Genomic DNA, 19,988 nt, shown 5'->3' with positions numbered 1-19,988 from the left:
CCGGCCGGCGGGGTCCGTGGTGCCGTGGGGTTGTGTCGAGGCTACCGATAACGACTGGAGGTATTCATCCCATGATTCTATGGTGGCCCCTATGTCAGACGACGACCTCGCCACCCTCGGCCCGGCCGCCGGGTCCACGACCTCCTCCGCTCCGCCCGCCGAAGGGACCGGTGCGGCCCGGCCCGCCGCGGGCGCCGTACCCGAGGGCGGGCCGGAGCCGGGCCCGGCCGGCCGCTGGCTGCCGCGGATCGTGGTCGCCGGCCTGGTGCTCGCCGCGCTCAACCTCCGCCCGGCCGTCACCAGCCTCGGCGCGCTCATGAAGGAGGTCCGCGAAGGGCTCGGCATGAGCGGCACGGCCGCCGGCCTGCTGACCTCCGTACCGGCCCTGTGCTTCGCGGTCTTCGGCTTCGCCGCGCCCCGGCTCGCCCGCCGCTGGGGGCCCGGCGCGGTCGTCTGCGCCGGTATGGCCGCGATCGCGGTGGGCGTCGCGGTGCGTCCGTACGCCGGCGGTACGCCCGGGTTCCTGGCCGGCAGCGCGCTGGCGCTGGCCGGCATCGCGGTCAGCAACGTCCTGTTGCCGGTGGTCATCAAGACCTGGTTCCCCGACCGGGTCGGCGCGATGACCGGGGTGTACTCCATGGCGCTGGCCATGGGGACCTCGCTCGCCGCGGCGCTCACCGTCCCCATGACGGCCGCGCTGGGCGGCAGTTGGCGCACCGGGCTGACCGTATGGGCGCTGCTCGCCGCGCTCGCGGTGCTGCCGTGGCTGGCGGTGCTCCGGAGGCGGCCCGCCGCCGCGGCACCGGCACCGGGAAGCGGCGCGCCGGGAGCCGCGGAGCCCGCCATCCGGATCACCGCGTCGCCGACCGCCTGGGCGCTGGCCGTCTTCTTCGGCCTCCAGGCGACCGCCGCCTACATCACCATGGGGTGGATGCCGCAGATCTTCCGCGACGCCGGGGTCTCGGCGGGCACCGCGGGGGTGCTGCTGGCCGTCACCATGGCGGTCGGCGTCCCGCTCTCCTTCGTCCTGCCGCGGTGGGCGTCCCGGATGCGGCACCAGGGGCCGCTGGTGGTCGCCCTCGGTGTCTGCGGACTGGCCGGCTACACCGGCCTGTGGCTGGCCCCGGCCGCCGGGGCCTGGGTCTGGGCCCTGCTGATGGGCGTCTCCAACTGCGCCTTCCCGCTTGCCCTGACGATGATCGGGATGCGCTCCGCCAGCCCGGCCGGGGTGGTCAAGCTGTCCGCCTTCGCGCAGAGCGTGGGGTACCTGATCTCCATTCCCGGGCCGCTGCTGGTCGGCACGCTCTACCAGCACAGCGGGGGCTGGGGGCTGCCGATCGGGCTGATGGTCGTGCTGATGGTGCCGCAGATCGCGGTGGGCGTGCTGGCGGGCCGGAACCGCCGCATCGAGGACGAGCGGTGACGGCCGGCGGCCGCGCGGCCCGGGGGCGCGCGGCCGCCGGTCAGGGCGCCGTTCCCCGCCCCGCGCACCCGAACGCGAGCCCTGGCGGGGGAGGTGCGGGGGGCGGGTGCGACACTGGGCGCATGCCAGTGCTCGAACCGAATCCGCAAGGCGGCCAGAAGAAGCTGCTGCAAGTCCTGGGCCTGATGCTCGGGGTGACCGTCGTCGTCGCCGTCATCGCGAGCATCGCCGCACGATGACCGGCGGCACCGGCCCGGGGTGGGGTTGTCCCCCCATCCCCTAGGGGGCCGGTCTCAGGGATGAATGGGTGGCTTCCCCGATGGGAACGGCCGCCGGGGATCCGTAGCGTCATGGTCACACCGCGGAACGGCGGTGGGTGCGCCGCGGCTCCGCGGGCGCACACGGCCCGCGACCTCTCCGGGAGACCGCCATGTCCACCGCGTTCAGCCACCCGTCCGCAGCGAAGGCGTCCCGCCTGCGGAAGGCGCTGCCGTGGTGGGGACTGGTGCTGCCGGTGCTCTCCTTCACCGCCCTGATGCTGCTGGTCGCCAATCCCGGCGAGGCCGGCGCGGCCGATGCGGCGCGGGCCTCGCAGAGCCTCGCGCCGCTGCTGGAGTTCCTCGCCCGCGTGCTCCGGCTCGGGGGCTGACGCGAGCCCCGTACGCGGGTGTCCAAGAGCGCATCACCCGGCCGAGCGGAGCGCCTCAACACCCCGCGCCGGGCGCCGGGTTTCATGCGAAGCTGGGACGTATGAGCGTCGATACACCCCGCCGGATTGTCCTGCTCCGACACGCAAAGGCCGAATGGTCCGACGACAGCGACCATGAGCGTCCGCTCGCCGAGCGCGGCCGCAAGGACGCCCCGGTCGCCGGCCGCTGGCTGGCCGGCGCCGGGGTCGCCCCCGACCTGGCCCTCTGCTCGACGGCCGCCCGCACCCGCGAGACCTGGAAGCTGGTCGTCTCCGAGCTCCCGCAGCGCCCCAAGACCGTTTACGACGAGCGGCTCTACGAGGCCTCTCTCGGCGAGCTCATCGCGATCCTGAACGAGACCTCCGACGAGGTGAGCGACCTGCTGGTCGTCGGGCACAACCCCGGGGTGCACGCCCTCGCCGACGCCCTGGCCGGCGAGGCCGAGGGCGATCTGCTGGCGCGGATGAACCGCAGCGGCTTCCCGACGTCGGCGATGGCGGTGCTGACCTTCAACGGCTCCTGGAAGGCGGTCGAGCACGGCGTCGGCCGACTCGTCGCGTTCTGGTCGCCGCACGCCTGAGTCCCCCGCGGCCCGTGGGCCGGCCGTCCCACCCGGCTCCCTCCCGGGCCGGAGCGGGAGCCGCCCGGGGCGGCGAGCCGCCCACCACGGCCGGGCCGACCGACGAGGAGGCCCCGGTGCGCATCGTGCGCACCGGGGCCTCCTCGCCGTCCGGGACGGGACCGGGCTCGTTCTCCCGACGGCTCACTCGGCGTGGGTGTTCGCCGCCTCGACCTCTTCGCGGGTGATTCCCAGCAGATAGAGCACGGTGTCCAGGAACGGCACGTTGACCGCGGTGTGCGCGGCCTGCCGGACCACCGGCTTGGCGTTGAAGGCGACGCCCAGCCCCGCCGTGTTGAGCATGTCCAGATCGTTGGCGCCGTCGCCGATCGCGACGGTCTGCGCCAGCGGCACCCCCGCCTCGTGCGCGAACCGCCGCAGCAGCCGCGCCTTGCCGGCCCGGTCCACGATGTCGCCGGTGACCCGCCCGGTCAGCTTGCCGTCGACGATCTCCAGGGTGTTGGCGGCGGCGAAGTCCAGCCCCAGCTCCTCCTGGAGAGCGTCGGTGACCTGCGTGAAACCGCCCGAGACCACGCCGACTTGGTAGCCGAGCCGCTTCAGCGTGCGGACGAGGGTGCGGGCCCCCGGCGTCAGCCGCACCTCCTTGCGGACCAGGTCCACCACGGACGCGTCCAGTCCGCGCAGCAGCTCGACCCGGGCGTGCAGCGACTGCTCGAAGTCCAGCTCCCCGCGCATCGCGGCGGCGGTCACCTCGGCGACCTCGGCCTCGCACCCGGCGTGCGCCGCGAAGAGCTCGATCACCTCGTCCTGGATGAGGGTGGAGTCGACGTCCATCACCACCAGCCGCTGCGCCCGGCGCTGGAGGCCGGCCGCGACCACCGCGACGTCCACCCCCAGCTTCGCCGCCTCCGGCGCCAGCACGCTGCGCAGCGCCTCGGTGGCCGCGCCGGAGACCGCGAACTCCACGGCCGTCACCGGGTACTTGGCGAGCCGGAAGATACGGTCGATGTTGCCCCCGGTGGCCGTTATGGCGGCGGCGATGGCGGCCGTCGACTCCGCGGTGAGCGGATGCCCCAGCACGGTGACATGGGAGCGGCCCAGGCCGCGCGGACGGTTGTCGCCGCGGCCGGAGATGATCTCGGCCTGGAGGTTCAGCGACTCGGCCCAGCTGTGCACGGTGGCCCGGAGGTCGCCCTCGGAGGTCCCGCTGCCGCCCTGGCCCAGGGAGGGGGCGGAGACCAGCACGCACAGCGTGATGCGGCCACGGGTCACCACCTGCTCGATGTCCACGACATCGACGGCGTAGGCGGCGAGGGTGTCGAAGAGGCCCGCGGTGATGCCGGGCCGGTCCTTCCCGAAGATCTTGACGAGGAGTGTCGGTACGTCTTCGCCTGGTCCGGCGGAGGCAGGCGGGGTCTGCGATGCGCTCATGGTGCCTTTACGGTAACCGGCGGGCCGCCGTGACCGTACGCGCGTCCGGGGTTCGGACCCCGGGGGCTGTGAGGTACCGGGCCGGTGCCGCAGCGGCCGCGCGCCCGGACCGCAGGCCGCGGCGATCGTTATGGACTCGTGTCCGCCGCCGCCCGATTGCACCGGTCCGGGGGAGCGGGCTGGCACTCCAACTCCCCTTTTGGTATGGCGCTTTCGGGTGCGAAGCGGGCATCCGGTACCTCATCGGGTATGCCAAATGCCCAGCATTCCTGGCATCACAGACATAGCGGGCTATTCCGGCTCTCCGGGAGGGTTCGCCGGATGCCGCCGGTGGCGCCCCGTGCCCGGTCCCGTCCCGGTTTCCGGTCCGCCCGCCGAGCCTGAAATAGTTCCCCACGATGTTCGCCATCCCAAGACCTCCCGCAGGGGGCGTCACTCGGGGGACTAAGTAATGGGGCATGGAGTGCCTGAACTCGTACTGGAACTGAACGGAAGGACCTGGACGCTGGATCCGTCCAGGTCCTACAGCGTGGGCCGTGACCCGCAGGGCGACATGGTGCTCGACGACGCCAGGGTCTCCTGGCGGCACGCCACCGTCCGGTGGGCCGGCCACAGCTGGCTCGTGGAAGACCACGGCAGCACCAACGGCACCTATGTCCAGGGCCGGCGCATCCAGCAGCTGGAGATCGGCCCCGGTACCGCCGTCCACCTCGGCAACGCCACCGACGGCCCGCGGCTGACCCTGTCCGCCGCCGGGGATCCCGCCGGGGCTCCTGCCGGGACCTCGAACGACGCCCTCATGACGCAGCCCTTCGCGGTCGCGCCGCACCAGGGCTGGCAGCCCCCGCCGCAGGCCCAGCGGCCGCAGCAGGGCGCGCCCCGGCAGGCCGTCCCCGCGCAGGCGTCCGCGCCGGCCGAGCGGCGGACCCCGCAGGCCCAGGGCGGCGACCGCAGCCCGACCACCTTCCACCGCCTGGACAGCGGCCGGGTGATGCGGATCGGTCGTGCGCTCGACAACGAGCTGGTCGTCTCCGACCTCCAGGTCTCCCGCCACCACGCGGAGTTCCGGGCCACGCCCGACGGCCGGTTCGAGATCCGCGACCTGGGCAGCCACAACGGCACCTACGTCAACGGCCAGCCGATCTCCAAGTCCGGCAGCACGCCGGTGGGTCCGCACGACATCGTCGGCGTCGGCCACTCCACCTTCCGGTTGGTCGAGGACCGCCTGGAGGAGTTCGTCGACACCGGCGAGGTCTCCTTCTCGGCCCGCCACCTCACCGTCACCGTCGACGGCGGCAAGCAGATACTCAAGGACGTCTCCTTCGGCGTCCCCGAGAAGTCCCTGGTGGGCGTCATCGGCCCGTCCGGCTCCGGCAAGTCGACGCTGCTCAAGGCGCTGACCGGCTACCGCCCGGCCAACGAGGGCGAGGTCCTCTACGACCACCGGAACCTCTACAAGCACTTCGCCGAGCTGCGCCAGCGCGTCGGCCTGGTCCCGCAGGACGACATCCTGCACAAGGAACTGACGGTCCAAAAGGCGCTCCGCTACGCCGCCAAGCTCCGCTTCCCCGGCGACACCGCGGAGTCCGAGCGCGAGGCCCGGATCGACGAGGTGCTGCGCGAGCTCAAGCTCGACGTCCACAAGGACAAGAAGGTCACCTCGCTCTCCGGCGGCCAGCGCAAGCGCGTCTCGGTCGCCCTGGAGCTGCTGACCAAGCCCTCGCTGATCTTCCTGGACGAGCCCACCTCGGGCCTGGACCCGGGCATGGACCGCGACGTCATGCAGCTGCTGCGCAGCCTCGCCGACGACGGCCGCACCGTCCTGGTCGTCACCCACTCGGTGGCCGAACTCGCCCTGTGCGACCGGGTGTTGGTGATGGCACCGGGCGGTTCGGTGGCCTACTTCGGCCCGCCGCAGGAGGCGCTGAACTTCTTCCAGTACGAGTCCTGGGCCGACGTCTTCTCGGCGTTCGAGAACTACCGCGACTACGACTGGGCGGGCCGCTGGCGCGGCTCCCCGCACTACCAGATGTACGCCGCGGACCTGGACGCCGCCCCGCCGCAGTCGGTCAGCGTCCAGGCCCCGCCGGCCCGCATCCAGAAGTCCCAGAGTTGGGGCTCCCAGCTGTGGACCCTGATGCGGCGCTATGTCTCGGTGCTCGCCTCCGACCGGGGCTTCCTCGCCCTGATGGTGATCCTGCCGGCCGTCCTCGGCGTGGTCTCGCTGCTGATCCCCAGCGACTACGGCCTCGGGTACGGGCCGGAGAAGAAGTTCGGCATGCGGCCGAACCGCGACGCCAGCACCATCATGCTGATCCTCGCGGTCGGCATGTGCTTCTCCGGCGCCGCCAACTCGGTCCGTGAGCTGATCAAGGAGCGGGTCATCTACGAGCGCGAACGGGCCACCGGCCTGTCGCGGTCGGCGTACCTGATGTCCAAGGTCCTCGTGCTGGGCGTGGTCACCGCCTTCCAGGGCGTGATCCTCGCGGCCATCGGCTTCTCCACCCGGCCGATGCCGTCCCAGGGCCTGATCTTCGCGAAGATGCCGGCCATCGAGATGACCGTCTCCATCATCGCCCTCGGCTTCACCTCGATGATGGTCGGCCTGATCATCTCCGCGCTGGTCCGGACCGCCGAGAAGACCATGCCGCTGCTGGTCATGTTCGCCATCGTCCAGGTCGTCTTCACCGGCGTCCTCTTCCAGCTCTTCGACACCGTCGGCGTCTCCCAGTTCTCCTGGCTGATGCCCTCGCGCTGGGGCGTCTCCGCGCTGGGCGCGACGGCCGACATGAACGTGCTGCTGCCGTGGGAGATCGGCCACCCCGACCCGCTGTGGAAGCACCAGACCGGCGTCTACGTGATGGACGTGGTCATCCTGCTCACTCTCGGCGTCGCGCTCGCCTTCGTCGTCGCACGGCTGCTGCGCCGCCACGAACCGGAGGTCATGCGCAACTAGCGCACGCACCGCGACAGCAGGAAGGGGCGGCACCCGAACTCGGGTGCCGCCCCTTCCTGCTGTGCGCGTCGGTGCGGCGCGTGGTGAACGCCGGGCTCAGTAGGCCGAGTTGACGTTGTCCATCGAGCCGTAGCGGTCGGCCGCGTAGTTGCAGGCGGCGGTGATGTTGGCGACCGGGTCGTAGATGTTCCAGGAGGTACCGGGGACGTGGTACTGGCGGAACGTCGGGTCGATGACCTGGAGCAGGCCCTTGGAGGGGATGCCCGCCTGGGCGTTGGAGTCCCAGAGGTTGATGGCGTTGGGGTTGCCGGCGGACTCGCGCATCAGGTTGCGGTAGATGCCGTCGTAGCTGCCCGGGATGTTGTGCTGGGCCAGGACGTCCAGCGACTCGCGGATCCAGCCGTCCAGGGTGTTCGGGTAGGTCTTCACGGCCTTGGGGGCGGCGGCCGGGATCGCCTTGCGGACGGTGGCGCGGCTCACCGCGTCCTTGACCTGGCGCTCCTTCTCGGCCTTCGCCTTCGCCTCGGCCTTGGCGACGGCCTCGGCCTGCTGCTTGGCGGCGGCGGCCTCGGCCTTGCCCTGGGCGGCGGAGGCGTCCGCCTGCTGGGCGATGGTGGCCTGCTGGGCCCGGGCCGCGGTGTCGACGGCGCTGAAGGCCACCGGCTTGATGTTCAGACCGGCCGCGGCCGCCTGGGTCTTGCCCTGGCCGGCGTCCGCACCCGGGACGGCGGCGAAGACCAGCGCAGCGGCACCGGCGGCGGCGATACCGGCGGCGGCGAGCTTGTGGGTCCGGGTCGGGGTCAGACGGGAGACGGCGGACTTGGGCATGACGGGACGACCTCTTCCGATGGGGGACGTCGCACGGGCCAATGAGCGGCGGCAGAACGCCGAGTTCTGATCGCGGCGCCGAGCGACGGGAGCCATTCTTAGCGGCCGAAAATTCGCCGAGCAACGATGTGACGTACGACCCCGGTTAGTGGGACCGGGCCCGCCACGAGCGCGTCCGCCCGGGAATATTCCCAGTTCGTGGCGGGTTCTCCGGTCCACTATCCAGGGTCGTAAGTGACCTGTGCCCTATGCGCGGGGTCACATCGGGTAGGGGTTTATCTCGCCGGCAGTAGTTGCAATCGCACAGCCTGTGCGTGCGCTGTGTGCGGGCTATGTCCCCTCAGACCTCGACCAGCACTTGGTCAAGGGACTTCCGTACCAGATCGGGCACCTGGCAGTCCGGTGCCGGGTAGCCGACGGGGATCACCGCGAACGCCTTCTCGTCGGCCGGCCGGCCCAGCACCTCCTGGAGGAACCGCATCGGGCTCGGCGTGTGCACCAGCGCCGCCAACCCTGACAGATGCAGTGCGGACAGCAGCATGCCGACCGCGATGCCCACCGACTCGTCCACGTAGTAGTGCTTGTGCTTGGTGCCGTCCGGGCCCAGCCAGTGCCGCTGCTGGAAGACCACGATCAGATGCGGGGCGTCGGTCAGATGCGGCTTGACCGTGCCCAGCGGCCGCAGCGCCGCCAGCCACTCCTCGCCCAGCCGCCCCTCGTAGGAGCGGCGCTCCTCGGCCTCCGCGGCCGCCCGGATCCGGCGGCGCACCTCGGGGTCCTTGACCAGGACGAACGTCCAGGGTTGCTGGTGCGCCCCGGACGGCGCGGTGGCGGCGCAGGCGAGCGCGTCCCGGACCACCTGCTCCGGCACCGGGTCGGTGGCGAACTGCCGCACCGTCCGCCGCCGGTCCATCCGCTCCCGCAGTGCGGCGGCGCGGGCCAGCGACTCGTCCGCGGGCATCCGCTCGGGCCGGTACGGCACCGACCGGTAGGGCTCTCCGTGGATCGGCGTCCAACGCTTCGTCGGGGGTGTCGGCGCACTGTGCGCCTGTGGGGAAGAGGGCATGCCATGAGTCTGGGCCCGCACCGGCGGCCTGCGAGGTGGATCACCGAATCCGTGCCGATTCCCTCCGCGTCCGCGGCGAGAACGCTGCGCCGCCGCCCTCCCGCATCACACCACCTGTCCCTATATAAGGGGACAAGGATTGATTTGCCTCGACCAGGCGCACTCCCCGGGGCCTCGCCCTGCCCCGCCTCCCCGTGAATCCCACCCACCGGACCCCTCCTTATGGGACCCCTCTATATAAGGGGACACGAACAACGCATAGCGGTATAAATCGGAACGCCCTCGACCGGCGACGTGGCCGGGATCCGGCGTCCAGGGGCCCGGGGCGGGGCGTTCGCCCTAGGTCCGCGGGTCTAGGCACGGGGCGTCGGCGGACCGATACGGGGTGAGCGGCGCGCCGGTACGGTGAAGCCATGAGCAACGGACCGGGGGCCGGCATCCCCGCGGTGAGCACCGCGATCCTGGCCATGAGCAGACATCTGGAGGTGCGCGACGTCCTCAAGACGATCGTCGCCTCGGCCCGTGAGCTGCTGAACGCCGAGTACGCCGCGCTCGGCGTCCCGGACGACCACGGGGGCTTCGCCCAGTTCGTCGTGGACGGCGTCAGCGCCGAGCAGTGGAAGGCCATCGGCCCGCTGCCCCGCCAGCACGGCATCCTCGCCGCGATGCTGCACAGCGCCACCCCCGAGCGGCTCGCCGACGTCCGCCAGGACCCCCGCTTCGGCGGCTGGCCCGACGCCCACCCGGACATGTCCGACTTCCTCGGCCTCCCGGTCGCCGACGGCGACGAGATCCTCGGCGCCCTCTTCCTGGCCAACAAGCGCTGCCCCAAGCCCGCCGGCGGCTGCGGCTTCACCGAGGAGGACGAGCGCCTCCTGGGGATACTGGCCCAGCACGCCGCCATCGCCCTCACCAACGCCCGCCTCTACGAGCGCAGCCGCGAGCTGACCATCGCCGGTGAGCGCGCCCGGCTCGCCCACGAGCTGCACGACGCCGTCGCCCAGAAGCTCTTCTCCCTCCGGCTCACCGCCCAGGCCGCGACCGCCCTGGTCGACCGCGACCCGGCCCGCGCCAAGGACGAGCTCCACCAGGTCGCCGCGCTGGCCGCCGAGGCCGCCGACGAGCTGCGCGCCGCCGTCGTCGAGCTGCGCCCGGCGGCCCTGGACGAGGACGGGCTGGTCGCCACCCTCCGCTCCCAGGTCCAGGTCCTCGACCGGGCCCACGCCGCCCGCGTCACCTTCTCCGCCCAGGGCGTGCGGGCCCTGCCCTCCGCCCAGGAGGAGGCAATGCTCCGCGTCGCCCAGGAGGCGCTGCACAACGCGCTGCGCCACTCCGGAGCCGGGCAGGTCCAGGTCAGCCTCACCCGGGCCGGCCAGGGCGCCCTGCTGCGGGTCGCCGACGACGGGCGGGGCTTCGACACCCATGTCGTCCGCCGGGCCGGCCGGCATCTGGGCCTGGTGTCGATGCACGACCGCGCCGGCGGGGTGGGCGGCACGCTCACCGTGGAATCGGAGCCCGGCAAGGGCACCACTGTCGAGATGGAGGTGCCCGGTGGCTGAACATCCGCAGGGCGGTACGGAACGGGCCGCGGGCCAGGGCGGCGCGATCCGTGTGCTGCTCGTCGACGACCACCAGGTCGTCCGCCGCGGCCTGCGGACGTTCCTGGAGGTCCAGGACGACATCGAGGTGGTGGGGGAGGCGTCGGACGGCGCCGAGGGCATCGCCGCCACCGAGCAACTGCGCCCGGACGTCGTCCTGATGGACATCAAGATGCCCGGTATGGACGGCATCGAGGCCCTCCGCAGGCTCCGCTCCCTCGACAACCCGGCCAGGGTGCTGGTCGTCACCAGCTTCACCGAGCAGCGCACCGTCGTCCCGGCCCTGCGCGCAGGCGCGGCCGGCTACGTCTACAAGGACATCGACCCGGACGCCCTCGCCGGCGCCATCCGCTCGGTGCACGCCGGGCATGTGCTGCTCCAACCCGAGGTGGCCGGCGCGCTGTTGTCCCAGGAGGACGGCAACGGCGGCCAGGGGCGCGGCGGTTCGCTCACCGAGCGGGAGCGCGAGGTGCTGGGCCTGATCGCGGACGGCCGCTCCAACCGCGAGATCGCCCGGGCGCTGGTGCTGTCGGAGAAGACCGTCAAGACCCATGTCTCCAACATCCTGATGAAGCTCGACCTCGCCGACCGCACCCAGGCGGCGCTGTGGGCCGTACGGCACGGCATCGGGGCCTGAGCCCCGCAGCACGGGGGAGCGGCGGGTGCTGACGGCCTACCAGAATGATTAGCCGAACGTCTCCCTGCGGGTCAGAGATTCATACTGTCGTGTATACGTAGCCCGTTTGGCGTATCCCAGCTCCGTGCCGGGCCGTTTCCCAGTGCAGTCGTGGCGGCTGGCCACGGCATCGGCAACGAGGAGCAAGAGAAGTGAAGAACATCAAGCGGGTTGCGGCCATCACGATCGCGGGGGCCGGTCTCGCCCTGGCGGGCGCCGGTGTCGCCTCGGCGCACGACGGCCCGCAGGCCCAGGGTGCCGCGGTGCAGTCCCCCGGCGTCGTCTCCGGCAACGTCATCCAGGCGCCGATCCACGTCCCCGTGAACGTCTGCGGCAACACCGTCTCCGTGATCGGCCTGCTCAACCCGGTCTTCGGCAACGCCTGCCTCAACAAGTGACCGTGGGAGCACCCGCTCCGAGCAGCTGACCCCAGGCCGGGCCACGCACCGGCCCGCGCGGGTCACTGAGGACCGGCCCCGCCCAGCCCTGGCCGAGCGGCCGGTCCGCCCTCCACCATCACCGTCGTTTTCGGCCCTGTGCCACCACGTGAGGAACACGTCACCATGAACACCGTCAAAAAGGCCGCCCTTGTCCTTGCCACCACCGGTCTCGCCGTCGGCGCCGCCGCCGGTTCGGCGTTCGCCGTGGACGGTGCGCACGCCGACGGCAAGGCCGTGAACTCCCCGGGCGTCGGCTCGGGCAACCTCGTTCAGGTCCCGGTGCACGTGCCGGTGAACGTCTCCGGCAACAGCGTGAACGTCATCGGCGTGCTGAACTCCGCCTTCGGCAACCTGGCCACCAACCTCTGACGCCACCGGCCCGGGGCCAACACCCGGGCCCACGCGGGACGTTGGGTCCTTGCGCTCTCCTCGGGTCCCGCCGGCCGCCCCATGGCCGGCGGGGCCCTCCCGTTCACCCCCGGCGCCGCTCCTGCTCCTCCACCGCGGAGTTGTACGCCGCCACCTGCGCCCGCCGGGCCGTGCGCTCCACCGGCCGCAACGCCTCGGCGCGGGCCGCGATCTGGGACGAACTGACCGCGGCGCCGTGCTCCCGGCCGTCGCCGCCCGCGCCCCGGGCGATGTCGATCAGCGCGCCGACCCGCTGCGCCAGCTCCAACACCCGTACCGCCCGCGGCGGATAGCCCGGCGCCAGCACCTGCCGGCCGGCCTCCGCCCGCGCCCGGTACGCCGCCAGCGCGGCGTCCGCCACCGGGCCGGACCCGGCCACGTCCAGCCGCGCGAGCACCTCGGTCGCCTCCCGCAGCGCCTCCGCCAGCTCCCGCTCGGCCTCGCCCAGCGACGGCACGTCGGCCGGCGGCGCCTCGCGCGCCGGCAGGCAGTGCCAGACCACCTCGACGTGCACATCGGGACCGGCGGCGCCCTGCGGACCCGCCTCGAACACCTCCGGGACCAGCCCCAGCGCGACGCCGTGCGCGAGCACCGCCTCGCCGGCCTCCAGCGCCCGCGCGTTGAGCTCCGGCGGGCCGCTGAGCCCCAGCGGATGCCCCGGCACCGGCAGCGCCACCCGCAGGCCGACCGCCCCCAGCGTCCGCAGCCGCCCCAGCGCGAGCGTCAGGCCGACCGGGGCGTCCTCCCCGGGCAGGCCCGCGACGCGGTGCACCGCGTCGTCGTCCACGATGTGGTGCGCGGCATCATCAGGTGAGACAAGTCCGGCCAAAAGGGCATTTCCCCATGCCGCCAGCCGTCCCGAGCGAGGTTCATCGAGCATGGTCCCCAGCCTAGGGAACGGCACCGACAACGAGTGGCGTAGGTTTGCAGGGGGGCTGCGCCTACCGGCGCACACGACGACCGAGAAGCAATGGGAGACAGTGCGCTCATGAGCGATGTGCTGGAGCTGGTGGACGTATCCGTGGTCCGCGAAGGACGGGCTCTGGTGGACCAGGTCTCCTGGTCGGTCAAGGAGGGGGAGCGCTGGGTGATCCTCGGCCCCAACGGCGCCGGCAAGACCACCCTGCTGAACGTCGCCTCCAGCTACCTCTTCCCGAGCACCGGCACCGCCCGGATCCTCGGCGAGCAGCTGGGCCGCGTCGACGTCTTCGACCTGCGCCCGCGCATCGGCGTCGCCGGTATGGGCCTGGCCGACAAGCTGCCGCGCAGCCAGACGGTGCTCCAGACCGTCCTCACCGCCGCCTACGGCATGACCGCCACCTGGCACGAGAACTACGACGAGATCGACGAGCAGCGCGCCCGCGCCTTCCTCGACCGCCTCGGGATGAACGCCTTCCTGGACCGGAAGTTCGGCACCCTCTCCGAGGGCGAGCGCAAGCGCACCCTGATCGCCCGCGCCATGATGACCGACCCCGAGCTGCTCCTCCTGGACGAGCCCGCCGCCGGCCTCGACCTCGGCGGCCGCGAGGACCTGGTGCGCCGCCTGGGCCGCCTCGCCCGCGACCCCTACGCGCCCTCGATGATCATGGTGACCCACCACGTCGAGGAGATCCCGCCGGGCTTCACCCACGTCCTGATGATCCGCCAGGGCAAGGTGCTGGCCGCCGGTCCGCTCGACCTGGAACTGACCTCCAGCAACCTCTCGCACTGCTTCGGCCTCCCGCTCGTCGTCGAGCGCAACGGCAGCGACCGCTGGACCGCCCAGGGCCTTCCCCTCAAGTGACCGGCCGCCGTTGACAGTTCCGCCGTCGAAGCGGATCGTCACTGACCGATCGCGCCCTGTCCGAAGGGCACCCGACGGATCTACCATGTGCGCGTGGATCCATGGGTGTGGTGGCTGATCGCCGCCGTGGGACTGGGCATTCCGCTCGTCATGACTGCGATGCCCGAATTCGGGATGTTCGCGGTCGGTGCCGTCGCCGGTGCCGTCACCGCAGCGCTCGGTGGCGGCACCGTCGTGCAATTCCTGGTGTTCCTGGTGGTGTCGGTCGCGCTGGTCGCCGTCGTGCGGCCGATCGCCAACCGCCACCGCGGCCAGGCCCCCCGGCTCGCCTCCGGTATCGACGCCCTCAAGGGCAGGACCGCCACGGTCCTGGAGCGGGTCGACGCCGGGGCCGGCGGCCGCATCAAACTCGCCGGCGAGATCTGGTCCGCCCGCGCCCTCGACGGTGACAAGGTCTACGAACCGGGCCAACAGGTCGACGTGGTGGACATCGAGGGCGCCACCGCCCTCGTCATCTGAACCGAACCCGGTGCGCAACGCCCCGCACCTCTGAAAGACTGATCAACAACAGGCCGGCCGTTGGCCGGGAAGACCAGCAACGAAGGGCCGGGAGTCGCTGTGGCACCGATCATCATCGTCCTGATCATCCTGGTGGTGCTCGTGTTCATCGCACTCATCAAAACGATCCAGGTCATTCCACAGGCGAGCGCCGCCATCGTCGAGCGCTTCGGCCGCTACACTCGCACGCTGAACGCCGGCCTGAACATCGTCGTCCCGTTCATCGACACCATCCGCAACCGCATCGACCTCCGCGAGCAGGTCGTGCCGTTCCCGCCGCAGCCGGTGATCACCCAGGACAACCTCGTCGTCAACATCGACACGGTGATCTACTACCAGGTCACCGACGCCCGCGCCGCCACCTACGAGGTCGCCAGCTACATCCAGGCGATCGAGCAGCTCACCGTCACCACCCTCCGCAACATCATCGGCGGCATGGACCTGGAACGGACCCTGACCTCCCGCGAGGAGATCAACGCGGCGCTCCGCGGCGTCCTCGACGAGGCCACCGGCAAGTGGGGCATCCGCGTCAACCGCGTCGAGCTCAAGGCGATCGAGCCGCCGACCTCCATCCAGGACTCGATGGAGAAGCAGATGCGCGCCGACCGTGACAAGCGCGCCGCGATCCTCCAGGCCGAGGGTGTCCGGCAGTCCGAGATCCTCACCGCCGAGGGCCAGAAGCAGTCCGCGATCCTCCGCGCCGAGGGTGAGGCCAAGGCCGCCGCGCTGCGCGCCGAGGGTGAGGCCCAGGCGATCCGGGTGGTCTTCGAGTCCATCCACGCCGGCGACCCCGACCAGAAGCTGCTGTCGTACCAGTACCTCCAGATGCTCCCGAAGATCGCCGAGGGCGACGCCAACAAGCTCTGGATCGTCCCCAGCGAGATCGGCGACGCGCTCAAGGGCCTCGGCGGCGCCCTCGGCAACTTCAACCCCGCGGGCGGCGGCGTCTCGATCCCCAAGCCCGCCGGTCCCGAGCGGCAGGCGCCCCCGATCGACTGACGCGGTCGAGTCCCTCGTGCATGATCAGGGTTGCCCCCGGCCTCCACGGCGGGTGGCAACCCTGATCACGTGAGGAGCCGGGTGTGTCCCCCTGGGAAGCAGTCGCAGTCTTCGCCGCCGGCCTGGGTGCCGGCACCATCAACACCATCGTCGGTTCCGGCACCCTGATCACCTTCCCCGTCCTGCTCGCCGTCGGCCTCCCGCCGGTGACCGCCAACGTCTCCAACTCCCTCGGCCTGGTGCCCGGTTCGGTCAGCGGCGCGCTAGGGTACCGCCGCGAACTGCGCGGTCAGCGCGGCCGGGTGCTGCGCCTGGCGACCGCCGCCCTCATCGGGGGACTGGCCGGCGCGGTCCTGCTGCTCGCACTGCCCTCCAGCGCCTTCGACGCGGTCGTCCCCGCCCTGATCGCCGTCGCCCTGGTGCTCGTCGTCGTCCAGCCCCGGCTCGCCGCCGCGGTCCGCGCCCGACGTGCCCGCAACGGCACCACCGCCCACCGCGACGGCGGCCTCGCCCTGTTCACCGGCCTGCTGCTGGCCAGCGTCTACGGCGGCTACTTCGGCGCCGCCCAGGGCATCATCTACCTCTCCCTGATGGGCGTCCTGCTCAGCGACGACCTCCAGCGGATCAACGCCCTCAAGAACGTCCTCACCGCCCTCGTCAACGCCGTCGCGGCGGTCTTCTTCCTCTTCGTCGCCCACTTCGACTGGACCGCGGTGCTCCTCATCGCGGTCGGCTCCGCACTCGGCGGCCAGATCGGCGCGAGGATAGGCCGCCGACTGCCGCCCAACGCCCTGCGCGCCGTGATCGTCGTGGTCGGACTGGTGGCCATCATCCAACTCCTCCTGAAATAACGGGAGTCGACGGACGGCCACCGACCGTCCGAGGCGTCGCCTAAAGGGCGAGGGGCGGAATCCCCCTCGGCAGCCCGTCCCGTACGGAGCCGCCCAGGGCCGCCATCAGCACATCCGCCGGCGTCGGCGCGAAGGGGCGCCGCAGCAGCCGCATCCCCGCCTGCTCCGGTGTCCGGTCCGCCTTGCGGTGGTTGTCCTCCGCACACGAAGCGACGGTATTCAGCCAGGTGTCCCGGCCGCCGTGCGACCGCGGCACCACGTGGTCCACGGTCGTCGCCCGCTTCCCGCAGTACGCGCACCGGTGCTGGTCCCGCGCCAGTACGCCCCGCCGGGACCAGGACGCCTGTCTTCGGAACGGCACCCGTACGTACCTGCTGAGCCTGATCACCCGCGGCACCGGCACGTCCACCGAAGCCGCCCGGATCCGCATCCCCGGGTGGACGTGCTCGACGACCGCCTTGTCCTGCATCACCAGCACCACCGCACGCCGCAGCGACACCGTCGCCAGCGGCTCGAAGCTCGCATTCAGCACCAGCGTCTCGCGCATCCCGTCCACCTCCCGGACCCTGATCGCCGCCGTGGCGAAGTGGCTCCACTGTGCCGGGACAGGTATTCCCGGACAACGCAATTTCCGTGTGCCACAAGGGAGATGACGGGTTACGGCAGCATGAAGAGGAGGCGTTCCGAAGCGTGGGCGGAGCCGCCCCGGCGGCTGCGCGGAAGACGCGGAAGAAGGGTGCGCTCCGGGTTCCGACCCCCGTAAGGAACCCGGAGCGAACGGCAGCCGGCCCGAACGCCCCCGAGCGCACGGACAACCCGGACGAGAGCACCCCCCGGGCCCCGGGAGGCACGGGGAGACGGGGCGCACACACCAGCGCCCCGGCGCTCCGCCACTGCGGTACCGGCTGCCCACCGCCTCATGGAGGCGGCGGTACGCGTACCACTGTGCGTAGCGGAGGCGCCGGGGCGCAACGCATTTCCCGCGGGCCGGAGGACCGGCGGGCGCCGGGCGACAGGGGCTAGCCGGCGGCAGGCACCTCGTACTCGCTGATCAACTGGGCCCGCCCGAGCGCGTGGAACCGCAGGTTGAAACCGATCACCGCGGGCGAGGCGTCCGCATCCGGCCCCAGCTTCTCCTGGTCCACCGCGTAGACGGTGAACACATAGCGGTGCGGACCGTCCCCGGGCGGCGGCGCCGCACCCCCGAAGTCCCGCGTCCCGTAGTCGTTGCGGACGTGCACCGCCCCCTGGGGAAGCCCCTTCATCGCGCCGCTACCGGCCCCGGCCGGCAACTCCGTCACCGACGCCGGGATGTCGAAGAGCACCCAGTGCCAGAACCCGCTGCCGGTCGGCGCGTCCGGGTCGTAGCAGGTGACGGCGTAGCTCTTGGTCCCCGCGGGCGCGCCCTCCCACCGCAGCTGCGGCGAACGGTTCCCCCCGGCGTGGACCTGCTCCGGCCGCAGCGTCCCGCCCGGCTCCACCTCCTCGCTCACCACCGTGAACTCCGCCACCGGCGGATGGAAATCATGCGGGAGCGGCCGCCGCTTCAGCTCGGACACCTCGGACCTCCTGGTCGCTTGCTGACACTCTGTCCGGCCAGGTTAGAGCCAGTTGCGCCGCCCGCCGACCTCGGCCAGCCAGTGGGTCAGACAACCCGCCCAGTCGGTCCCCTCCACCGCGTCCATCCCCACCGTGCGCGACCGGTGGCTGTCCGCCTCCGAGTGGAACGGCCGAGATCCCTTGTCCATCTCCCACACCACGTCCATCTCCCGGCCGTCGGCCACGAAGGCCAACGCGACCTCGCCCAGCCCCCGGTGCTGCGGCGGCGCCGCGAACGTGAACTCCTGGTGGAACGGCAGCTGTTGGCGCGTTCCATGGATCTGCCCCGCCACCACAGCGGCGCCGCTGAAGTGGAACCCGAGCCGCCGGAGCGCCTCCAGGACCGCCTGCTGCGCCGGCACCGGATGCACCCGCACCGGATCGAGATCGTGGGAGTCCACCGCCCGCGCGATCGCCAGCTGGGTGGTCACCCCCGTACCCGCCCCGGACAGCGCCTGCCCCAGGAGGTCCGTGAGCGGCGCCTCCCACGGGACCTCCAGTCCGAACGGCACCGTGTGCACAGCACCCGGCTGCACCTCGAACGCGCCCCCCAGCCGCCGGCCGCCGAACGCGACGTCCCGCGGCACCCCGCCACCGCCGGGCTCGTCCTCGACCCGCGCCGCCAGCCCGACCGACAGCCCCTGGATAGCCTGCGGCACCGACCCGCCCTGGATCCGCACCTCGCCCTGCACCAGCCCGCCGGGCACCACGTTCTCCTCGAACAGCACCGTCTCCACGGACGCGCCCCCGGCCCCCAGACTCGCCAACACCTTCTTGAACCCCATGCCGGTCCTCCCCAGTCACGCCCCGCCCTCCGCAGAGCCATCCGATCATGGCCCGATCCGCACCCCCTCGCACCAACCGGCCCCCTCCTCCACAGCCACCCACCGCCCCACCCACCCCCACTACGCTCGGAACCCATGACCGACGCACCGGACCGCATGCCCCTCCCGCGCGACTTCTTCAACCGCCCCGTCCAGGACGTCGCCCCCGACCTGCTGGGCCGCACCCTGGTGCGCCACAGCCCCGACGGCCCGATCGAGCTCCGCCTCACCGAAGTCGAGGCGTACGACGGCGAGCGCGACCCGGGCTCCCACGCCTACCGCGGCCGCACCGCCCGCAACGCCACGATGTACGGCCCGCCCGGCCACGCGTACGTCTACTTCATCTACGGCATGTGGTTCAGCATCAACCTGGTCTGCGGCCCCGAGGACAGGGCCAGCGCGGTCCTGCTGCGCGCCGGCGAGATCCTGACCGGCCGGTCCCTGGCCGCCGGCCGCCGCCCCAAGGCCCGCAACACCGACGAACTGGCCAAGGGCCCGGCCCGCCTCGCCACCGCCCTCGACATCGACCGCTCCCTGGACGGCGTCGACGTCTGCGCATCCACCGACAGCCCGCTCACGATCCTCCACGGCACCCCGGCCCCCCGTGCCCTGGTGCGCAACGGCCCCCGTACCGGCGTCGGCGGCGACGGCGCGGGCCACCCCTGGCGCTACTGGATCGACGGCGACCCCACGGTCAGCCCCTACCGCCCCCACAGCCCCCGCCGCCGCACCACCACGGCTACTTGACTCGGCCCCGCCAAGCGCCTAACGTGGCCCGAGCCGTTCGACACGGGCAGCGCTATCTGCGCACCCCGAGGCGGCACCATCACCACTACTCAGCGCGACTCCCTGACGGGTCTATTTCGGCGTTGCCGAAATTCGGCCTTTCGGTCCATTGGCCCGATCGGTTCGATTATGAGCCGCCAGGAAATGCCGCTAACGTAGCGGACACGCCGAAAGGCAAACCCCTCCGACGAAAACTCGGAACCGAATTCGAGCCGGCAGCGCCTCGCCAAGAGACGGGCTGGAAGCGAAAAGGATCTGATAAAGTCGGAAAGGTCGAAAAGCGAAAGCGAAGCGGCCGAACCCTGCTCCAACAGGGGGCCGGAGACGGAAACGGATCTGGTACGGTTGGAACCGCGAGAAAGCCGAAAGGCCGGATCGCACCGGCGAAAATCGGGGCTGAAAGGGTCTGATAGAGTCGGAGACGCAAGACCGAAGGGAAGCGCCCGGAGGAAGCCCGAGAGGGTGGCCGAAGGAAGCGTCCGTTCCTTGAGAA

Annotated in this window: 21 protein-coding genes; 14 read left to right on the top strand and 7 right to left on the bottom strand. The window is 71.9% G+C overall.

Annotation, left to right across the window (positions count from 1 at the left end):
- The first annotated feature begins 91 nt into the window (after nt 1–91).
- From ACIQE0_RS18600 to ACIQE0_RS18585, 4 genes are all read left to right on the top strand, one after another.
- Nucleotides 92–1,423, top strand: a complete 1,332-nt coding sequence (locus ACIQE0_RS18600) for a CynX/NimT family MFS transporter (protein ID WP_402333306.1) — start codon at nt 92–94, stop codon at nt 1,421–1,423.
- Nucleotides 1,424–1,545: 122 nt separating this feature from the next.
- Nucleotides 1,546–1,662 (top strand): SGM_5486 family transporter-associated protein, encoded by a 117-nt coding sequence (locus ACIQE0_RS18595; RefSeq protein ID WP_366337453.1) that lies wholly within the window; start codon nt 1,546–1,548, stop codon nt 1,660–1,662.
- Nucleotides 1,663–1,853: 191 nt separating this feature from the next.
- On the top strand, nt 1,854–2,072 hold the full coding sequence (locus tag ACIQE0_RS18590; protein WP_384103806.1) for a hypothetical protein: 219 nt from the start codon (nt 1,854–1,856) through the stop codon (nt 2,070–2,072).
- Between the two features lie 101 nt (nt 2,073–2,173).
- Complete coding sequence (locus ACIQE0_RS18585) at nt 2,174–2,692, top strand: histidine phosphatase family protein (protein ID WP_366337457.1); 519 nt, start codon at nt 2,174–2,176, stop codon at nt 2,690–2,692.
- A gap of 183 nt (nt 2,693–2,875) precedes the next feature.
- On the opposite strand, the gene serB is transcribed toward ACIQE0_RS18585, so the two are convergent.
- Entirely contained in the window at nt 2,876–4,123 is a 1,248-nt protein-coding gene (serB, locus tag ACIQE0_RS18580) for a phosphoserine phosphatase SerB (RefSeq protein WP_366337459.1), read from the bottom strand.
- A 451-nt stretch (nt 4,124–4,574) separates the two neighbouring features.
- On the opposite strand from serB, the gene ACIQE0_RS18575 reads away from it, so the two are divergent.
- Complete coding sequence (locus tag ACIQE0_RS18575) at nt 4,575–7,079, top strand: FHA domain-containing protein (RefSeq protein ID WP_402333300.1); 2,505 nt, start codon at nt 4,575–4,577, stop codon at nt 7,077–7,079.
- A 96-nt stretch (nt 7,080–7,175) separates the two neighbouring features.
- Here ACIQE0_RS18575 and ACIQE0_RS18570 read toward each other — a convergent pair whose 3' ends face one another.
- Nucleotides 7,176–7,907 carry a transglycosylase SLT domain-containing protein gene (locus ACIQE0_RS18570; RefSeq protein ID WP_366337463.1) on the bottom strand — a complete coding sequence of 244 codons (732 nt, stop codon included), beginning with the start codon at nt 7,905–7,907 and terminating at the stop codon, nt 7,176–7,178.
- A gap of 340 nt (nt 7,908–8,247) precedes the next feature.
- Nucleotides 8,248–8,973 (bottom strand): nitroreductase family protein, encoded by a 726-nt coding sequence (locus ACIQE0_RS18565; protein ID WP_402333296.1) that lies wholly within the window; start codon nt 8,971–8,973, stop codon nt 8,248–8,250.
- 413 nt (nt 8,974–9,386) lie between these two features.
- Here ACIQE0_RS18565 and ACIQE0_RS18560 point away from each other — a divergent pair, with 413 nt between their 5' ends.
- The 4 genes from ACIQE0_RS18560 to ACIQE0_RS18545 all read left to right on the top strand — a co-directional run bounded on the left by ACIQE0_RS18560 (nt 9,387) and on the right by ACIQE0_RS18545 (nt 12,056).
- Nucleotides 9,387–10,532, top strand: a complete 1,146-nt coding sequence (locus ACIQE0_RS18560) for a GAF domain-containing sensor histidine kinase (RefSeq protein ID WP_366337466.1) — start codon at nt 9,387–9,389, stop codon at nt 10,530–10,532.
- Nucleotides 10,525–11,208 (top strand): response regulator, encoded by a 684-nt coding sequence (locus ACIQE0_RS18555; protein WP_402333292.1) that lies wholly within the window; start codon nt 10,525–10,527, stop codon nt 11,206–11,208. The genes ACIQE0_RS18560 and ACIQE0_RS18555 overlap by 8 nt, the downstream gene beginning before the upstream one ends.
- Before the next feature lie 191 nt (nt 11,209–11,399).
- The gene (locus ACIQE0_RS18550) at nt 11,400–11,645 is read left to right on the top strand and encodes a chaplin (RefSeq protein WP_366337470.1); all 246 of its coding nucleotides are present in this window, start codon (nt 11,400–11,402) and stop codon (nt 11,643–11,645) included.
- Between the two features lie 165 nt (nt 11,646–11,810).
- Nucleotides 11,811–12,056 (top strand): chaplin, encoded by a 246-nt coding sequence (locus ACIQE0_RS18545; RefSeq protein ID WP_366337472.1) that lies wholly within the window; start codon nt 11,811–11,813, stop codon nt 12,054–12,056.
- Nucleotides 12,057–12,159: 103 nt separating this feature from the next.
- On the opposite strand, the gene ACIQE0_RS18540 is transcribed toward ACIQE0_RS18545, so the two are convergent.
- Nucleotides 12,160–12,975 carry a hypothetical protein gene (locus tag ACIQE0_RS18540; RefSeq protein WP_384103836.1) on the bottom strand — a complete coding sequence of 272 codons (816 nt, stop codon included), beginning with the start codon at nt 12,973–12,975 and terminating at the stop codon, nt 12,160–12,162.
- Between the two features lie 108 nt (nt 12,976–13,083).
- Between ACIQE0_RS18540 and ACIQE0_RS18535 the strand changes: the two genes are divergently transcribed.
- From ACIQE0_RS18535 to ACIQE0_RS18520, 4 genes are all read left to right on the top strand, one after another.
- Nucleotides 13,084–13,878: an ABC transporter ATP-binding protein gene (locus tag ACIQE0_RS18535; protein ID WP_384103838.1), complete on the top strand. Its 795-nt coding sequence runs from the start codon at nt 13,084–13,086 to the stop codon at nt 13,876–13,878.
- Nucleotides 13,879–13,983: 105 nt separating this feature from the next.
- A complete protein-coding gene (locus ACIQE0_RS18530) occupies nt 13,984–14,397 on the top strand; it encodes an NfeD family protein (RefSeq protein WP_366337491.1) in 414 nt (137 codons plus the stop codon).
- A 99-nt stretch (nt 14,398–14,496) separates the two neighbouring features.
- The gene (locus ACIQE0_RS18525; RefSeq protein WP_366337477.1) at nt 14,497–15,435 is read left to right on the top strand and encodes an SPFH domain-containing protein; all 939 of its coding nucleotides are present in this window, start codon (nt 14,497–14,499) and stop codon (nt 15,433–15,435) included.
- A gap of 83 nt (nt 15,436–15,518) precedes the next feature.
- Nucleotides 15,519–16,286: a sulfite exporter TauE/SafE family protein gene (locus tag ACIQE0_RS18520; RefSeq protein WP_402333285.1), complete on the top strand. Its 768-nt coding sequence runs from the start codon at nt 15,519–15,521 to the stop codon at nt 16,284–16,286.
- A gap of 40 nt (nt 16,287–16,326) precedes the next feature.
- On the opposite strand, the gene ACIQE0_RS18515 is transcribed toward ACIQE0_RS18520, so the two are convergent.
- The 3 genes from ACIQE0_RS18515 to ACIQE0_RS18505 all read right to left on the bottom strand — a co-directional run bounded on the left by ACIQE0_RS18515 (nt 16,327) and on the right by ACIQE0_RS18505 (nt 18,670).
- Nucleotides 16,327–16,833 (bottom strand): HNH endonuclease, encoded by a 507-nt coding sequence (locus tag ACIQE0_RS18515; protein ID WP_402333282.1) that lies wholly within the window; start codon nt 16,831–16,833, stop codon nt 16,327–16,329.
- A 472-nt stretch (nt 16,834–17,305) separates the two neighbouring features.
- Entirely contained in the window at nt 17,306–17,845 is a 540-nt protein-coding gene (locus ACIQE0_RS18510) for a YbhB/YbcL family Raf kinase inhibitor-like protein (RefSeq protein ID WP_402333279.1), read from the bottom strand.
- A 42-nt stretch (nt 17,846–17,887) separates the two neighbouring features.
- A complete protein-coding gene (locus ACIQE0_RS18505; RefSeq protein ID WP_402333276.1) occupies nt 17,888–18,670 on the bottom strand; it encodes a sporulation protein in 783 nt (260 codons plus the stop codon).
- A 135-nt stretch (nt 18,671–18,805) separates the two neighbouring features.
- Here ACIQE0_RS18505 and ACIQE0_RS18500 point away from each other — a divergent pair, with 135 nt between their 5' ends.
- The gene (locus tag ACIQE0_RS18500) at nt 18,806–19,456 is read left to right on the top strand and encodes a DNA-3-methyladenine glycosylase (protein ID WP_402333273.1); all 651 of its coding nucleotides are present in this window, start codon (nt 18,806–18,808) and stop codon (nt 19,454–19,456) included.
- Nucleotides 19,457–19,988 lie beyond the last annotated feature (532 nt).

Origin of the sequence: Streptomyces sp. NPDC093097, from assembly GCF_044754325.1 — a bacterium.
In the GTDB taxonomy this organism is placed as follows: Bacteria; Actinomycetota; Actinomycetes; order Streptomycetales; family Streptomycetaceae; genus Streptomyces.
Note: the sequence above shows the minus strand (reverse complement) of the source record. Positions and strands in the feature narration are given on the sequence as shown.

What these genes read in the sequence shown, in the direction of transcription:
- ACIQE0_RS18600 (WP_402333306.1), top strand. Translation starts at nt 92, where the DNA reads ATGTCAGACGACGACCTCGCCACCCTCGGCCCGGCCGCCGGGTCCACG.
- ACIQE0_RS18595 (WP_366337453.1), top strand. Translation starts at nt 1,546, where the DNA reads ATGCCAGTGCTCGAACCGAATCCGCAAGGCGGCCAGAAGAAGCTGCTG.
- ACIQE0_RS18590 (WP_384103806.1), top strand. Translation starts at nt 1,854, where the DNA reads ATGTCCACCGCGTTCAGCCACCCGTCCGCAGCGAAGGCGTCCCGCCTG.
- ACIQE0_RS18585 (WP_366337457.1), top strand. Translation starts at nt 2,174, where the DNA reads ATGAGCGTCGATACACCCCGCCGGATTGTCCTGCTCCGACACGCAAAG.
- serB (WP_366337459.1), bottom strand. Translation starts at nt 4,123, where the DNA reads ATGAGCGCATCGCAGACCCCGCCTGCCTCCGCCGGACCAGGCGAAGAC.
- ACIQE0_RS18575 (WP_402333300.1), top strand. Translation starts at nt 4,575, where the DNA reads ATGGGGCATGGAGTGCCTGAACTCGTACTGGAACTGAACGGAAGGACC.
- ACIQE0_RS18570 (WP_366337463.1), bottom strand. Translation starts at nt 7,907, where the DNA reads ATGCCCAAGTCCGCCGTCTCCCGTCTGACCCCGACCCGGACCCACAAG.
- ACIQE0_RS18565 (WP_402333296.1), bottom strand. Translation starts at nt 8,973, where the DNA reads ATGCCCTCTTCCCCACAGGCGCACAGTGCGCCGACACCCCCGACGAAG.
- ACIQE0_RS18560 (WP_366337466.1), top strand. Translation starts at nt 9,387, where the DNA reads ATGAGCAACGGACCGGGGGCCGGCATCCCCGCGGTGAGCACCGCGATC.
- ACIQE0_RS18545 (WP_366337472.1), top strand. Translation starts at nt 11,811, where the DNA reads ATGAACACCGTCAAAAAGGCCGCCCTTGTCCTTGCCACCACCGGTCTC.
- ACIQE0_RS18540 (WP_384103836.1), bottom strand. Translation starts at nt 12,975, where the DNA reads ATGCTCGATGAACCTCGCTCGGGACGGCTGGCGGCATGGGGAAATGCC.
- ACIQE0_RS18535 (WP_384103838.1), top strand. Translation starts at nt 13,084, where the DNA reads ATGAGCGATGTGCTGGAGCTGGTGGACGTATCCGTGGTCCGCGAAGGA.
- ACIQE0_RS18515 (WP_402333282.1), bottom strand. Translation starts at nt 16,833, where the DNA reads ATGCGCGAGACGCTGGTGCTGAATGCGAGCTTCGAGCCGCTGGCGACG.
- ACIQE0_RS18505 (WP_402333276.1), bottom strand. Translation starts at nt 18,670, where the DNA reads ATGGGGTTCAAGAAGGTGTTGGCGAGTCTGGGGGCCGGGGGCGCGTCC.
- ACIQE0_RS18500 (WP_402333273.1), top strand. Translation starts at nt 18,806, where the DNA reads ATGACCGACGCACCGGACCGCATGCCCCTCCCGCGCGACTTCTTCAAC.